The following is a 14,857-nucleotide window of genomic DNA, read 5'->3' as shown; positions in this document are numbered from 1 at the left end:
GTGCCACTGCTGAATTTCTCCTTAGCTACTTGGTGGCGGCGATGTTGCGCGGACCGCGCGACAACGACACCATTCCTGATTGGGCAATTTCGCGAATGCCGAACGGCTCGAGTACTCGCAGCAGCGCTTCGAGTTTGCCACGGTTGCCGGTGGCCTCGACGGTCAACGATTCTGGGGATACGTCAATCACGTTGGCGCGGAACAAGTTTACCGCTTCAATGACCTGACTGCGGGTGCCCGCATCGGCGCGCACCTTGATCAACGCCAACTCCCGCGACACCGAGTTCTCTTCGTCCTGCTCGACGATCTTGATCACGTTGATCAGCTTGTTGAGCTGCTTGGTGATCTGCTCGAGCGGGGTCTCCTCGACGGAGACGACGATCGTCATGCGCGACAAGTCTTTTTGCTCGGTGGCGCCCACCGCCAATGACTCGATGTTGTAACCGCGCCGCGAGAACAGTGCCGCAACCCGGGCCAGAACACCGGGTTTGTCTTCGACCAGCACCGACAAGGTGTGCGTCTTCGGCGATCCGTTTGCCATTACGCGTGCCCTTCACCGTTGTCGTCGAACAACGGACGAATGCCGCGGGCGGCCTGGATTTCGTCGTTGCTGGTACCGGCGGCCACCATCGGCCACACCTGGGCGTCGGCCCCGACGATGAAGTCGATCACCACCGGCCGATCGTTGATCGCCCGGGCCTGGTTGATCACGTCGACGACGTCTTCCGCACGCTCGCAACGCAATCCGACGCAACCCAGCGCCTCGGACAGCTTGACGAAGTCCGGGATGCGGTGTGAGTGCGTGGCGAGGTCGGTCTGGGAGTAGCGCTCCTCGTAGAACAGGCTCTGCCACTGGCGCACCATGCCCAGGTTGCCGTTGTTGATCAGCGCAACCTTGATCGGGATGCCCTCGATCGCGCAGGTGGCCAACTCCTGGTTGGTCATCTGGAAGCAGCCGTCGCCGTCGATCGCCCACACCTCGGTCTCCGGGACCGCGATCTTGGCACCCATGGCCGCCGGGATCGCGAACCCCATGGTCCCCAGGCCGCCGGAGTTCAACCAGGTGCGCGGCTTCTCGTACTTGATGAACTGCGCCGCCCACATCTGGTGCTGCCCCACGCCGGCCACGTAGATGGCGTCCGGACCGGCGATCTCGCCCAGCTTCTCGATCACGTACTCCGGGCTCAGGCTGCCGTCGCTCTGCGGCCCGTAGCTCAGCGGGTACGTCTCCTGCACCCCGTCCAGGTACGACCACCAGTCTGTCATCTCGAGGTTGCCGGGAACTTCGTAGTGCCGCAGCATCTCGATGAGCTCGACGATGACGTTCTTCACGTCGCCCACGATCGGCACGTCGGCGTGGCGGTTCTTGCCGATCTCCGCCGGGTCGATGTCGGCGTGGATGACCTTGGCCTCCGGGGCGAACGAGTCCAACTTGCCGGTCACCCGGTCGTCGAAGCGGGTGCCCAGCGCGATCAGTAGGTCGCTGCGTTGCAGTGCCGCCACCGCGGCCACCGTGCCGTGCATGCCGGGCATGCCCAGGTTCTGCCGGTGGCTGTCCGGGAACGCACCGCGGGCCATCAGCGTGGTGACCACCGGAATCCCGGTCAGCTCGGCCAATTCCCGCAGCTCAGCGGTTGCCTCACCGCGGATCACGCCACCGCCGACGTACAGCACCGGCTTGTGCGAGGCAGCGATCAGCTTCGCCGCCTCGCGGATCTGCCGATTGTGCGGCTTGGTGTTCGGCTTGTAGCCGGGCAGGTCCATCCGCGGCGGCCAGCTGAACGTGCACTGCCCCTGCAGCACGTCCTTGGGGATGTCGACGAGCACCGCGCCCGGGCGTCCGGAAGCCGCGATGTGGAACGCCTCGGCTATCACCCGGGGAATCTCGTCGCCGGTGCGGACGAGGAAGTTGTGCTTGGTGATCGGCATGGTGATGCCCGAGATGTCAGCCTCCTGGAAGGCGTCGGTCCCGATCAGGGTCCGTCCGACCTGCCCGGTGATGGCGACCACCGGAATCGAGTCCATCTGTGCGTCGGCCAACGGCGTCACGAGGTTGGTCGCACCCGGACCCGAGGTGGCCATGCACACCCCGACCCGGCCGGTGGCATGGGCATAGCCACTGGCGGCGTGACCGGCGCCCTGCTCGTGGCGGACGAGAACGTGGCGCAGCTTCTGGGAGTCGAACAGCGGGTCGTACACCGGCAGGACCGCTCCACCGGGGATCCCGAAGATGACGTCGACGTCGAGTTCTTCCAATGACCGGATGACCGCCTGAGCGCCGGTAAGTTGTTGCGGTGCAACACGTTTCGTTTGTGCCGCCGGGGGCTTGGCGCCGTTGGCCGATTTCGGCCGGGCCGGCGTCGATGTCGGTGCCGGTGGCTTTGTTGGAGCGCTCACTGGTCCCCTTCGTCCTTTTTCAGTCTTTTTCGGTCTGGAATTAGCTTGAGGCAAGAAAAAACCCTCGTCAGCTCAGCTGCTGTACGAGGGTCGCGTTGGTGCTCGAGAGCTAGTCAGGCACCAACGCGCCGACTAATTACTACGAGCATCCCGGTTTCCATAGCGTTCGACGGTAGCCTTCGTACAGCTCAGGAGTCAAATCCGGTGCTTGAGCGAGGGCCGCGATGGGCACGGTGAAATGATGCTCGGGTGGCTACTCAATCCCCGGTTGTGATCAAAGTGTCGCCGATGGCGCACTTCGCCGTCGGATTTCTGACCCTCGGCCTGCTGATTCCGGTGCTGACCTGGCCGCTGAGCGCTCCCCTGCTGCTCATCCCGCTGGTGCTGTCGGCGATGATCGCCCGCCTGCGCACCGTGGCCGACGAGCAGGGGGTGACGGTGCGGACGCTGTTCGGTAGCCGCGCGGTGCGCTGGGAGGAGATCGACGGCCTGCGGTTTCACCGGGGCAATTGGGCGCGCGCCCAGCTCAAGGACGGAACCGAAGTGCGGCTGCCCGCGGTGACCTTCTCGACGCTGCCGCAGTTGACCGAGGCCAGCGCGGGACGGGTGCCCAACCCGTACCGGTGATCAGATCCCGTTGAAGCATTCGTCGACGTTGTCCAGCACACCCGCCCGGAAAGCGTTGGCCCGGGTGAAGCCGGCCGGGGTGTTCTCGCCGTTGACGTCGCTGGCGGCCACGCCATTCACCAGGATCCCGATGAGGGCCTTGTCCAGGTCTCCAGCCGTCAGCACCAGTTGCTTGCCGGACGGGACGCTGACGGGCTGAGCCATGCCGCGCTGAGCGGCCCCGGTCAGGCACGCGGTCCGCACTGCGGCCACCCCCGTGTCCAGCGGCAGCCCCCGTTCTTTCTGAACCGCCAGGACATACCGCGACGCGACGATCGACAACGCGGTGTTGTCGCCCTGCAACATCTGTGGGTCCGTCATCCCTCCGCGGCCACCGGGCTTGCCGATCTCCTGCAATGTGGGCAGGTCGGCGATCACGGTGTTGGTCGACGGGCAGTAGGAGGCACCCTTGGTGGGTTTGGCGTCCGAGCACGTCGTGGAGGTGTAAGACACGTTGGGCGGCGATTTCGGCGAAAAGACCTTGTTGAGAATTTCGATCAGGGTCCCGATGTTGTCTTCGTCGACGTCCACCTCGCCCTCGCCTGCGCCATCCGGCAGCGCCACCGGCAAATCCCCACGACGGTTCTTGATTTCGGCGGAGTCGATCTTTGCGCACGTGGCAGACCCACTGTCGTAACCCATCTGGAACGCGCTGACCCGGTCGAACCCGGAGCCGTGCTCGGACTGCTGCGACTCCTCGTATTCCCTTTCGGTCGCGATTCCGTCGGAAATCTTCAACATGCCGGCAATTACGTGACTCAGCGCATCACCGGTAGTGAGATTGAAGCGCGGCGAGTGCCCCTCCGAGACCCACCGAAGATAAACGCCGGCAAAGCAATCCGCCTGCTGCTCCTTGACGATCGTCGGCGTCCTGCGCACGTTGACCAGGCCCCCGTTGTTCTGCAGCGCGTGCCCGAACTCGTGAGCAAGAATTCCGACTACCGCCATATCCCCGAAGAACTTCTTCGCCGCGGGGAACAGCTGGCCGCGGTCCCATTCGACGCTATTGCAACGCGGGGAGTACGCGGCGTTGATCGCCCCGGCGGTCGGGTAACCACACACCGTTGGGCTGTCCGGATCCTCCGAGTCGTAAGAAACGAAATCAGTGACGGCCTTGAAGGGTTTCTTGGCGGCGTCCGGCCAGTATTGCTTCCAGAAGTCTTCGATGTCGTTGAGCGCCAGCAGCGCCAACCGGTCGATTTCGCCACCGTCGCTGTTTTGAACGGTTCCGGTCGGTTTCGGCGCATTCGGGCGCGGTCCGCTGGCACCCTCACTCAGAGGCAACCCACCTACCTGGGCCGGATCGTAGAGCGCCGACACCGCCCGCCCGCTGATCATGGTCGTCTTACCCGGTGAGCTGCTGCAGCCGGTCAGCGCGAGTAAGCCGCACCCGGCAATGGCGATCGCCCCGACCCAACGCGGCTTCATTTGCCACCATCCAGCTGGGGCATCCCAACGACGTACGTTCCGTCGTCATCCTGGAACGTCACCGTCAACTGATGCTGCTTACCGCGCACGCTGGCGGTACAAGTAAAGGTGTCGCCCTTCTTCACCGTCGGATCCTTGCCGTCGTTGCACCTGACGTCCTTGATATCCCCGGCGACATACCCATTGGTCCTGTCCACCAACACTTTTGGTACCTCGGTTTGCACGTCGGCGACGGCGATCTTCTTGACGTCCTTGTTGCCGACCCCTCCGGACATCAACACGACGGCGACGACCGCCGCGACGATCACGGCCGCGACGAGCGATGCGGCGACGAGCATTGGCTTCTTATTCGACCCGCTCTTCTTCGGTGTGCTGGGCGCAGCCGGAGGAGGAGGCGTCGGAGGACTGGGGGGCTGGCGGGGCGGCACGTGTTGTCGCGGCGGCGGACCCCACTGCGTTGGGGGCTGGGGCGGCTGGCGCGGCGGGCTCCACTGCGGCGGCGGACCGTACTGGGTCGCGGCCCGAGGGTCCCACCCGGGTTGCCGGCCTGAGTCCGGCCGCTGCGGCCAGGGACGCTGGTTGTAATCGCGGGGCGTGCTCACCATCTCCCCCAAGGTCGACCTATACCGACGACAACGCGTGCAGAAGACTCTCAGGCTAAGTCATCAGGTCAGCCGCGCAAAGCGCAAAATTCGGACCCTTGGCAAACGTCGATCAGGCGAGCGGATTAACCCCGTTGAGGAACACCCAGACGCCGATGCCCGCGGCGATTCCGGCGAGCAACGCGACGAAGGACCCGATGAACGGGCGACGGGCCCAGCCGCGACCGGCGTCGAGACCGTAGCGGCCCGGGCCGGCCAAGATGATGGCCGCGGCCATCACGATCAGGCTGATCTGGTACTCGTGGCCATCGGGGAGGAAGTAGGCGAACGTGTTCGAACGTGGCTGCGCGGAGACGGTGGCCAGCAGCCCGTTGATCAGGAAGGCCAGTGCCCCTGCGGCGGCGATTGGCGTGAGCAACCCGAGGACCAGCAGCAACCCCGCGACCGTCTCGCCGCCGGCGCTCACATAGGCCAGGATGTCGGCGTGCTGGTAGCCGACGTCGGTCAGCGCGTTCTTGAACGTGTGCACGCCGGAGCCACCCCACCAGCCGAACAGCTTCTGCAGGCCGTGAGCGATGAGCACTGCGCCGAGTCCCAGGCGCAGTATCAGCAAGCCGAAGTCCTGCGTGCCACGCCGGTCTCCCGCACGTCGCTCGTCGTCGTCCAGATCGATCGGGACGGGCGCTGGCGTCACCGGCCGGCCCGGCTGGGGCTGGACGTACGGCAGCGGCTCTTGCGCGTCGACCAGGCTGTAAGACGAACTGACACCAGAGCTCGCCGGGTCGTACGGAGGAATGATGGTGGTGGTTCCAGCGGTCCCAAATTCACCCGCGTACCCGGCTGGCGTCAGGTCGTCTTCCGGATCGACCAGACTTGCCGTGGCGGGACGTCCCCCCGCTGCAGGTGCAGGGGACGCAGGCAAACCGTCCGGGCGCTGCCAAGGTGAGTCATTCGAACTGGTCACCCGTGCCAGAGTAAGGGCAATTTCGCTCGAATCTGGGATTTGAGCCGCGCTTTGGCCGGTTAAATCCGCAGTTGGGCTGCCAAAAGGGTGCAAACCCGGTTATTCAGGCCGAACTGACGCGCAATTCGCGCGGTGTCCGGCCTGCCTCAGCCCGTCCGGCGCGGTGTCGGCCCTCGCTCATCGCTGCTGTACAGGGCGGCGCGTGCCAGCACATTCCGCGAATTCCCGTAGCCTGTCGGTCATGCGAGTAGCGCAGTCGGTTCGTGGCGGGTTCGCCGTGCTGTGCACGGCGGCGCTCGTTTTGAGTGGCTGCGCGCGGTTCGACGACGCCCAGTCGCAACCCTTCACCACCGAGCCCGAACTCCGGCCCCCGTCCACCTCGTCGCCGCCCCCGCCGCCGCCGCTGCCGCCGACTCCCTTCCCCAAAGCGTGTCCGGCCCCGGGAGTAATGCAGGGCTGCCTGGAGAGCACCAGCGGCCTGATCATGGGCGCCGACAGCAAGACCGCGCTGGTCGCCGAGCGCACCACGGGCGCCGTCAAGGAGATCTCGGTCAGCGCCGAACCGAAGGTGAAGCTGGTCATCCCCGTCGATCCGTCGGGTGATGGCGGGTTGATGGACATTGTGTTGTCGCCTACCTACTCCCAGGACCGGCTGATGTACGCCTACATCAGCACCCCCACCGACAACCGGGTCATCCGGATCGCCGACGGCGACGTCCCCAAGGACATCCTGACCGGGATCCCCAAGGGGGCCACCGGAAACACCGGCGCGCTGATCTTCACCAGCCCGACCACGCTGGTCGTGATGACCGGCGACGCGGGCAACCCGGCGATGGCCGCGGACCCGAATTCGTTGGCGGGCAAGGTGCTGCGCATCGAACAGCCCACCACGATCGGCCAAGCGCCCCCCACGACCGCGCTGTCCGGCGTCGGTGCGGGCGGCGGCATGTGCATCGACCCCATCGACGGCTCGCTGTATGTCGTTGACCGCACGCCAACGGCGGACCGATTGCAGCGGATCACCAAGAAGTCCGAAGTCTCGACGGTCTGGACGTGGCCGGACAAGCCCGGGGTGGCCGGATGTGCGGCAATGGACGGCACCGTGCTGGTGAACCTGATCAACACCAAGCTGACGGTGGCCGTCCGGCTCGCATCCAAGACGGGTGCGGTGACGGGCGAACCCGATGTCGTGCGCAAAGACACTCATGCGCACGCGTGGGCGTTGCGGATGTCGCCGGACGGCAATGTCTGGGGCGCGACGGTGAACAAGACCGCCGGTGACGCCGAGAAGCTGGACGACGTGGTGTTCCCGTTGTTCCCGCAGGGCGGCGGCTTCCCGCGCAACAACGACGACAAGACCTAACCGGTCACGCCGCGTCGAGGGTGTGCCGTTAGGGCACGTCCAGGGTGAACCGCATGCCGTATCGATTCGATGTTTCCCGCGACTGCGCCTTGTAAAGCTTCTGCGGGTCCAAGTGGCCACCGTCGTCGTCGATGACGAAGTCGTCGATGTCGGACAGGTACAGCAGCTCTTCGGGCACCTCACCGGCGTGCACGCTCACGGGCTCAACCAGGTAGGCGATGTGGTCGCCCACCGGGCTCCGACTGGCGGTTTTGCCGACGAACCACCCGACGGCGTCGTCGAGAATCGGCATACCGAAGGGCCCGGCACGCCAGGAGCACCGCTGGAACTTGTCTTCGTCGGACAACTTGGCGAACAACTCGGCCAGTACCCGCGCGTGGCGCGGCAGCAGATGGACTGCCACGTACTCGGATCGGCTCGCCACCTCGGCGGTGGGGTTGGCGTAGTGGAAGCCGACCATGAAGCTCGGCGGCTGCACGCTGGTCTGGGCAGCCGAAGTCACCAGGCAGCCGGAGGGCTGGCCGTCGGCGGCCGTGGTCACCACGTACACCGGGCCGTCCAGCATCGTCAGGAAGTCATCGAACGATTCATCGATCACGTCACCATCATGAGGCCGCGCGCAGCATTGCGACAGTCTTTCTGCCGGTCTCTAGCGATCTACCTAAATATCAGGGGGATATTCAGGCGCTTTCAGGCCTGCCCGCAGGCCGCCAACACCAGTTCACGCACCCGCGCCGCGTCGGCCTGTCCGCGAGTGGCCTTCATCACAGCGCCGACTATCGCCCCTGCCGCGGCCACCTTGCCACCGCGAATCTTCTCCGCCACATCGGGATTGGCGGCCAAGGCTTCGTCGACCGCCGCCTGCGTCAGCGCATCGTCGCGCACCAGCGCCAGACCGCGGGCGGTCATCACCTCCTCGGGCTCACCTTCACCGGCCAGCACGCCCTCGATAACCTGCCGGGCCAGCTTGTTCGAGAGCTTGCCCTCGTTGACCAACGCAACCACCTTGGCGACCTGGGCCGGGGTTATCGATAGTTCGTCAAGCTGCACACCGGCCTCATTGGCTTTCTGCACCAAGAAGTTGCCCCACCAGGCCCGGGCCTGCTCGCTGGGCGCCCCGTGTTCGACTGTCGCCATGACCAATTCGACGGCGCCCGCGTTCACCAGATCCCGCATCACCTCGTCGGAGATGCCCCACTCCTGCTGAATTCGCTTGCGGCTCAACCACGGAAGTTCAGGGATGGTCTGACGCAGTTGTTCCACCAGCTCCCGGCTGGGCGCGACGGGCTCCAGATCCGGCTCGGGGAAGTACCGGTAGTCCTGCGCGGTTTCCTTGGCCCGTCCCGGGCTCGTGTAGCCGGCCTCGTGAAAGTGCCTGGTTTCCTGAGTGATTTGACCACCGGCTACCAAAACGGCCGCCTGACGCTGCATTTCGTAACGCACCGCGACTTCGACGCTCTTCAACGAGTTGACGTTCTTGGTCTCGGTACGAGTGCCGAATTCGGCTGCCCCCTTCGGCATCAGCGACACGTTGGCGTCGCAGCGCATCGAACCCTGATCCATACGGACGTCGGATACGTCTAACACCCGCAACAGGTCTCGCAAGGCCGTCACATAGGCACGCGCGATTTGTGGCGCCCGTTCCCCGGCGCCCACGATGGGTTTGGTGACGATTTCGATCAACGGCACGCCCGCGCGGTTGTAGTCGATCAGCGAGGTGGTCGCGCCGTGGATGCGGCCCGTCTCGCTGCCGATGTGGGTGAGCTTGCCGGTGTCTTCCTCCATGTGCGCTCGTTCGATCTCCACCCGCCAGGTGGTGCCGTCTTCCAGTGGAGCTTCGAGGTATCCGTTGATGGCGATCGGCTCGTCGTACTGCGAGATCTGGTAGTTCTTTGGCATGTCCGGATAGAAGTAGTTCTTCCGGGCAAAGCGGCACCACGGCACGATTTCGCAGTTGAGCGCGAGCCCGATCCGGATAGCCGACTCCACGGCCACCCGGTTGACTACCGGCAGCGATCCCGGCAGGCCAAGACACACGGGGCACACCTGTGTGTTGGGTTCGGCGCCGAACGTCGTGGCGCAGCCGCAGAACATCTTGGTCGCGGTGGAGAGCTCAACGTGCACCTCAAGGCCCAGCACCGGATCGAAGCGGGCTATGACCTCGTCGTAATCCAGCAGGTCGGCCGTGGCAGCAGTCATGGCCCAAATCCTAGTGGGGGCCGTTGCGGCCGTTGCGCGCCCTGACCCGGGCGAAGCGCTACGCGCGCGTCGGGCCCTCGTGTCGCCTGGGGAACAGCCGCGCCAGGGCCGCCGCGATCTCGAGATAGCTGTACCGACTCTCCTTGCTGAGCCGTTCCAGCGCGATGTCGCGACCCTTACGCACGTGCCGATCGAACGGCACCATCACCGCGGCGGCGACGTGAGCCGCAAGTTGCTCGAGTTCCTTGCCCGCGACCAGGTCGAGCTTGGTCGGTTCGACGTGGTTGACCGCGAGCACGGTCGAGCGGACCAGCCGCTGGTATCCGTTGTTGTACAACCACTCCAATGTCGTTCTGGTCTTGTGGATGGCATCGATCGACGTGCTGGTCACGACGACCAAGGCCCGCGACTCCGGCAGCACGGCCTCCATGACGTTGGATCGCAGCGCCTTGGGACAGTCCACCAGCACGACCGAATAGTGGTTGCGCAGGATCGAGAACGTCTTGACGAAGTCCTGGCGCTCCATGCGCCAGTTGCTGTGCGCGTAGTCGGGCAACCTGAGCACCTCGAGGCCCGAGCCGTTCATGAAGGTGTGCGCCCGCACGTCCTCGTAGCGGGTCACCCCGTTTGCCGATACCAGGTCGGCCATGCTCAGCGCGCACTTGCGCCCGTGCCGGTCTGCGAGGTCGCCGGCATCGGCGTCGGCGTCGACGGCGATGACCCGGTCGTCGCGTACCTCGGCGAAGGTCGAGCCCAACGCCTCGACGACGGAGGTCTTGCCTACCCCGCCCTTGAGGTTGAGAACGGCGATCGAGAACGCGCTGCCCAACCCGGTGCGGATTTCGTCTTGCAGGCCGCGCTCGTAGGCGGCCCGGTTGCCCAGGATCGCGTCCATGTGGGCGAGGCGATAGAGGCGGTCGCGCCAAGTCGGGCTCGCGGGCATCTCGGTGCGATGTTCCAGAACGTCAAGAGAGGTGCCGCCCGGCCCGCGCTCACGCGGAGGCATCCGCAGCGGGATCCCGGCCGGAGTCGGCGCCGTAGGCGACGGCCAGGGGCCATAAGCCATCCCCGGCGTCCCCGGCCGTGCCGGTGGAGCAACCTGTTCGAAGCCTCCGCGATAAGGTCCGCGGCCACCGCGGTCACTCATATATGCCATATAGCCGGTTCTAAACAACCAGAAACCTGCTGGAGGTTTAAGTCGAGGCAGCGGCTGGTTTAACAGCCACACTCAGGCACGAGTGGGGTTTGCCGCGTCAGCCGAAGAAGGCGGCCGCGTCGTCGTAGCGGCTCTGCGGTACCAGCTTGAGCTGGCGAACGGCGTCCGCCAGCGGCACCCGGCCGATGTCCTGACCGCGCAGCGACACCATCTGGCCGTACTCCCCCGCGTGCGCGGCGTCCGCAGCGTTGACCCCGAACCTGGTTGCCAGCACCCGGTCGTAAGCCGTGGGCGTCCCGCCGCGCTGGACGTGGCCGAGCACGGTGACCCTGACGTCCTTGTTGATCCGCTTCTCGACCTCGGCGGCCAACTGCGCGGCTACCCCGGTGAACCGCTCGTGGCCGAACTCGTCAATTCCGCCTTCGCGCAACGAGATCGAACCGGCGATGGGCTTGGCGCCCTCGGCCACGACACAGATGAAGTGCGAATCCCCACGCTGGAAGCGGCGCTTGACGAGCCGGCAGACTTCCTCGACGTCAAAGGGCTGCTCGGGGATCAGCGTCATGTGTGCGCCGGTGGCCAATCCTGAGTTCAGCGCGATCCACCCGGCATGGCGTCCCATCACCTCCACCAACATCACCCGCTGGTGCGACTCGGCCGTGCTGTGCAACCGATCGATGGCATCAGTGGCCACCGTCACGGCGGTGTCATGGCCGAAAGTCACGTCGGTGCAATCGATGTCGTTGTCGATCGTCTTGGGTACGCCGACGACGGGCACATTCTCTTCGGACAGCCAGTGCGCCGCGGTCAGTGTGCCCTCGCCGCCGATCGGTATGAGCACGTCGATGCCGTTGTCGTCGAGGGTCTGCATGATCTGGTTCAACCCGGCCCGCAACTTGTCGGGGTGCACCCGCGCGGTGCCCAGCATCGTCCCACCCTTGGCCAGCAGCCGGTCGTTGCGGTCGTCGTTCTTCAGCTGCATGCGCCGGTTTTCCAGCAGTCCCCGCCAACCGTCCTGGAATCCGACGACCGATGAGCCGTACCGGGCGTCGCAGGTGCGTACTACCGCTCGGATGACGGCGTTGAGACCGGGACAGTCGCCGCCTCCAGTGAGAATTCCGATCCGCATGTCTTCATCTTGCCTCCCCGCGTCCCAGGTGGCGCGCCGGACTGCCGAGCAGACACAAAATCCACCAAATCGGCCCGATCAGGGGCGATTTTGCGGCCGCTCGCGCCGCGCGAGCGAACCTAGATGGCGCCTAGATGGCGGTAGGCAACGGGCCGCGGGCGGCTTCGTAGGCCGCCCCCACCCGGTACAGCCGGTCGTCGGCCAACGCCGGCGCCATGATCTGCAGGCCGACCGGCAGCCCGTCGTCGGGCGACAACCCGGACGGCACCGACATGCCGCAGTGGCCGGCCAGATTCAACGGCAGCGTGCACAGGTCGAACAGGTACATGGCCAGCGGGTCGTCGACCTTCTCGCCCAGCGGGAAGGCGGTCGTCGGCGTCGCGGGAGACACCAGCACGTCGACGGATTGATAGGCCTTGTCGAGATCGCGGGCTATCAGCGTGCGCACCTTCTGCGCCTGGTTGTAGTAGGCGTCGTAGTAGCCGGCGGACAGGGCGTAGGTACCAATCATGATGCGCCGCTTGACCTCTGGGCCGAAACCGGCGGCCCGGGTCAGGGCCATCACCTCTTCGGCGCTGTGCGTGCCGTCGTCACCGACCCGCAGTCCGTAGCGCATCGCGTCGAAACGCGCCAGGTTGCTCGACACTTCCGACGGCAGGATCAGGTAGTAGGCCGGAAGCGCATAGTCGAAGTGCGGGCAGTCGACCTCGCCGACCTCGGCGCCCAGTTCCTTGAGCTGTTCGACCGCGGCCTCGAAGGACGACAGCACTCCCGGCTGGTAGCCCTCACCGCTGTGCAGTTGGCGCACCACACCGACCCGTACACCACGCAGATCACCGGCCGAGCCTGCCTTGGCAGCCGCGACGACATCGGGCACCTCGGCGTCGATGGATGTCGAGTCACGCGGGTCGTGGCCGGCGATCACCTCGTGCAACAGCGCGGTGTCCAACACGGTGCGCGCGCACGGGCCCCCCTGGTCCAGCGACGAGGCGCACGCCACCAGCCCGTAGCGGGACACGGTGCCGTACGTGGGTTTGACGCCGACGGTCGCGGTCAACGCCGCCGGCTGGCGGATCGACCCGCCGGTGTCGGACCCGATGGCCAGCGGCGCCTGGAAAGCGGCGAGCGCCGCCGCGCTGCCGCCGCCGGAGCCCCCGGGTACCCGGTCGACGTTCCACGGGTTGCGGGTCGGCCCGAAGGCGGAGTTCTCGGTAGACGAACCCATGGCGAACTCGTCCATGTTGGTCTTGCCCAGGATTGGGATTCCGGCCGCGCGCAGCTTCGCGGTCAAGGTGGCGTCGTAGGGCGATCGCCAGCCTTCGAGGATCTTGGATGCGCAGGTGGTGGGCATGTCGACCGTGGTGAAGACGTCCTTGAGCGCCAGTGGCACCCCGGCCAGCGCCGAGGGCAGCTGCTCACCGGCGGCCAGCTTGGTGTCGATCGCTTTCGCCGCGCTCAGCGCCTCGTCGGCGGCGACGTGCAGGAAAGCGTGGTACTGGTCGTCGGTCGCGGCGATCTGATCCAGGCAGGCCTGGGTGACTTCGGTGGAGGACAGCTCCTTGGCGGCGATCTTGGCGGCCAGCGTGGCGGCGTCCAGTCGGATGATGTCCGTCACTGACTCTCCCCCAGGATCTGGGGAACGGCGAAGCGGCCGTCGACGGCTTCGGGAGCCTGGTCGAGCGCCTGCTGCTGGGTCAGGCAGGGTGCGATCTCGTCGGGGCGCATCACGTTGACGTCCTTGAGCGGGTTGTCGGTGGCTTCGACGCCGGTGACGTCGACGGCTTGGATCTGGCTGACGTGGGTCAAGATGGCATCGAGCTGACCGGCGAAGCTATCCAGTTCGGTCTCGGTCAGCGCCAGCCGGGCAAGCCGGGCCAGGTGGGCCACGTCGTCGCGGGAGATCTGGGACACGAGCGAAAAGCCTAGTCGGGCGGCGCCGACTCCGATGAGCAGGCCGGGTACCGCTGGCACCGCTGGTCACACCGGCCACTGCAGCACCGCCAAGAGTCGGCACGATCGGCTGGCGAGAGTGCTGGCGCATGCGATGTCAGATTGCAGATCACCCGCCTGAACAGGAAATTGTGGCGGGTGTTTCCCCTGTGACTTCATGGTCGACGGCGCTCTGACATGCGGACCGCCGCTGCCCAGCAGACCTCGAAATGCCCCAGACACGCCGCTGTGTCACAGTGTTGGCCGTGCCTTCGTATCTGTTGCGCATCGTGCTCGTCGACCGGCCCGGCAGCCTGGGGTCGCTCGCGGTTGCGCTGGGTTCGGTGGGCGCCGACATCCTCTCGCTGGACGTGGTCGAGCGCAGCAATGGGTATGCGATCGACGACCTGGTGATCGAGCTTCCCCCGGGCGCCATGCCCGACACCCTGATCACGGCCGCCGAGTCGCTCAACGGCGTGCGGGTGGATAGCGTTCGTCCGCACACCGGGCTGCTGGAAGCCCATCGGGAGTTGGAGCTGCTTGATCGAGTCGCCACCGCCGGCGGCAACGAGTCAAAGCTGCAGGTTCTGGTCGACCAGGCGCCACGGGTGCTGCGGGTGAGTTGGTGCACGGTGTTGCGCAGTTCGGAGGGAGAGGTCCACCGGCTCGCCGGCAGTCCGGGCGCTCCCGAGACCCGGGCCGATTCCGCGCCGTGGCTACCCATCGAGCAAGCGGCGACGCTGGACGGCGGCGCCGACTGGGTGCCCAAGGCCTGGCGGGACATGGACACCACCATGGTCGCCGCGCCCCTCGGTGACCCGCACACGGCGGTGGTACTGGGCCGTCCGGGCCCCGAATTCCGGCCTTCGGAGGTCGCAAGGCTGGGATATCTGGCCGGTATCGTGGCGACGATGCTGCGCTAAATAGCCGGCGCGCTGAACGTCAAAAGCGCTGCGCCCGGCGCGATATATTGAAAATGCCGATCGGGCGGCACAGAGCATTGCTGTTGTGACGCTGCTTCGTA

Annotated in this window: 14 protein-coding genes; 3 read left to right on the top strand and 11 right to left on the bottom strand. The window is 66.0% G+C overall.

All coding sequences use genetic code 11. From position 1 onward, the window contains the following. Positions 1–25: 25 nt before the first annotated feature. On the bottom strand, positions 26–541 hold the full coding sequence (gene ilvN / locus G6N68_RS07895; RefSeq protein ID WP_163710056.1) for an acetolactate synthase small subunit: 516 nt from the start codon (positions 539–541) through the stop codon (positions 26–28). Beyond that, complete coding sequence (locus G6N68_RS07890) at positions 541–2,397, bottom strand: acetolactate synthase large subunit (RefSeq protein ID WP_163710053.1); 1,857 nt, start codon at positions 2,395–2,397, stop codon at positions 541–543. Before G6N68_RS07890 ends, ilvN begins: the two co-directional genes overlap by 1 nt. 249 nt (positions 2,398–2,646) lie before the next feature. Here G6N68_RS07890 and G6N68_RS07885 point away from each other — a divergent pair, with 249 nt between their 5' ends. Beyond that, positions 2,647–3,024, top strand: coding sequence for a PH domain-containing protein (locus G6N68_RS07885; protein WP_205351271.1), 378 nt, complete (start codon positions 2,647–2,649; stop codon positions 3,022–3,024). On the opposite strand, the gene G6N68_RS07880 is transcribed toward G6N68_RS07885, so the two are convergent. The 3 genes from G6N68_RS07880 to G6N68_RS07870 form a co-directional block, all read right to left on the bottom strand. Continuing rightward, positions 3,025–4,491, bottom strand: a complete 1,467-nt coding sequence (locus G6N68_RS07880; protein WP_163710050.1) for a neutral zinc metallopeptidase — start codon at positions 4,489–4,491, stop codon at positions 3,025–3,027. Continuing rightward, positions 4,488–4,829 carry a DUF4333 domain-containing protein gene (locus tag G6N68_RS07875; RefSeq protein ID WP_163710047.1) on the bottom strand — a complete coding sequence of 114 codons (342 nt, stop codon included), beginning with the start codon at positions 4,827–4,829 and terminating at the stop codon, positions 4,488–4,490. Before G6N68_RS07875 ends, G6N68_RS07880 begins: the two co-directional genes overlap by 4 nt. Positions 4,830–5,205: 376 nt before the next feature. After that, a complete protein-coding gene (locus tag G6N68_RS07870) occupies positions 5,206–6,057 on the bottom strand; it encodes a DoxX family protein (protein WP_163710043.1) in 852 nt (283 codons plus the stop codon). Positions 6,058–6,298: 241 nt separating this feature from the next. Between G6N68_RS07870 and G6N68_RS07865 the strand changes: the two genes are divergently transcribed. Next, positions 6,299–7,420, top strand: coding sequence for a PQQ-dependent sugar dehydrogenase (locus G6N68_RS07865; protein WP_163710039.1), 1,122 nt, complete (start codon positions 6,299–6,301; stop codon positions 7,418–7,420). A gap of 28 nt (positions 7,421–7,448) precedes the next feature. On the opposite strand, the gene G6N68_RS07860 is transcribed toward G6N68_RS07865, so the two are convergent. From G6N68_RS07860 to gatC, 6 genes are all read right to left on the bottom strand, one after another. After that, positions 7,449–8,054 carry a flavin reductase family protein gene (locus G6N68_RS07860; RefSeq protein ID WP_240355692.1) on the bottom strand — a complete coding sequence of 202 codons (606 nt, stop codon included), beginning with the start codon at positions 8,052–8,054 and terminating at the stop codon, positions 7,449–7,451. A 56-nt stretch (positions 8,055–8,110) separates the two neighbouring features. Continuing rightward, positions 8,111–9,619 carry an Asp-tRNA(Asn)/Glu-tRNA(Gln) amidotransferase subunit GatB gene (gene gatB, locus G6N68_RS07855; protein WP_163710036.1) on the bottom strand — a complete coding sequence of 503 codons (1,509 nt, stop codon included), beginning with the start codon at positions 9,617–9,619 and terminating at the stop codon, positions 8,111–8,113. A 58-nt stretch (positions 9,620–9,677) separates the two neighbouring features. Next, complete coding sequence (locus G6N68_RS07850; protein WP_205351462.1) at positions 9,678–10,625, bottom strand: AAA family ATPase; 948 nt, start codon at positions 10,623–10,625, stop codon at positions 9,678–9,680. A 247-nt stretch (positions 10,626–10,872) separates the two neighbouring features. After that, positions 10,873–11,904, bottom strand: a complete 1,032-nt coding sequence (locus G6N68_RS07845) for an ATP-dependent 6-phosphofructokinase (protein ID WP_163710032.1) — start codon at positions 11,902–11,904, stop codon at positions 10,873–10,875. A 130-nt stretch (positions 11,905–12,034) separates the two neighbouring features. Next, entirely contained in the window at positions 12,035–13,519 is a 1,485-nt protein-coding gene (gene gatA, locus G6N68_RS07840) for an Asp-tRNA(Asn)/Glu-tRNA(Gln) amidotransferase subunit GatA (protein ID WP_163710029.1), read from the bottom strand. Continuing rightward, positions 13,516–13,815, bottom strand: coding sequence for an Asp-tRNA(Asn)/Glu-tRNA(Gln) amidotransferase subunit GatC (gene gatC / locus G6N68_RS07835; protein ID WP_163710026.1), 300 nt, complete (start codon positions 13,813–13,815; stop codon positions 13,516–13,518). The genes gatA and gatC overlap by 4 nt, the downstream gene beginning before the upstream one ends. A 284-nt stretch (positions 13,816–14,099) precedes the next feature. Between gatC and G6N68_RS07830 the strand changes: the two genes are divergently transcribed. Further along, positions 14,100–14,756 carry an ACT domain-containing protein gene (locus tag G6N68_RS07830; protein WP_163710023.1) on the top strand — a complete coding sequence of 219 codons (657 nt, stop codon included), beginning with the start codon at positions 14,100–14,102 and terminating at the stop codon, positions 14,754–14,756. Positions 14,757–14,857 lie beyond the last annotated feature (101 nt).

Source organism: Mycobacterium bourgelatii (assembly GCF_010723575.1).
GTDB lineage: Bacteria > Actinomycetota > Actinomycetes > Mycobacteriales > Mycobacteriaceae > Mycobacterium > Mycobacterium bourgelatii.
This window is presented reverse-complemented; position numbering and strand designations above follow the sequence as displayed.

Coding starts and splice junctions, on each gene's coding strand:
- ilvN (WP_163710056.1), bottom strand. CDS start 541: ATGGCAAACGGATCGCCGAAGACGCACACCTTGTCGGTGCTGGTCGAA.
- G6N68_RS07880 (WP_163710050.1), bottom strand. CDS start 4,491: ATGAAGCCGCGTTGGGTCGGGGCGATCGCCATTGCCGGGTGCGGCTTA.
- G6N68_RS07875 (WP_163710047.1), bottom strand. CDS start 4,829: ATGCTCGTCGCCGCATCGCTCGTCGCGGCCGTGATCGTCGCGGCGGTC.
- G6N68_RS07865 (WP_163710039.1), top strand. CDS start 6,299: ATGCGAGTAGCGCAGTCGGTTCGTGGCGGGTTCGCCGTGCTGTGCACG.
- gatB (WP_163710036.1), bottom strand. CDS start 9,619: ATGACTGCTGCCACGGCCGACCTGCTGGATTACGACGAGGTCATAGCC.
- G6N68_RS07850 (WP_205351462.1), bottom strand. CDS start 10,625: ATGCCTCCGCGTGAGCGCGGGCCGGGCGGCACCTCTCTTGACGTTCTG.
- G6N68_RS07845 (WP_163710032.1), bottom strand. CDS start 11,904: ATGCGGATCGGAATTCTCACTGGAGGCGGCGACTGTCCCGGTCTCAAC.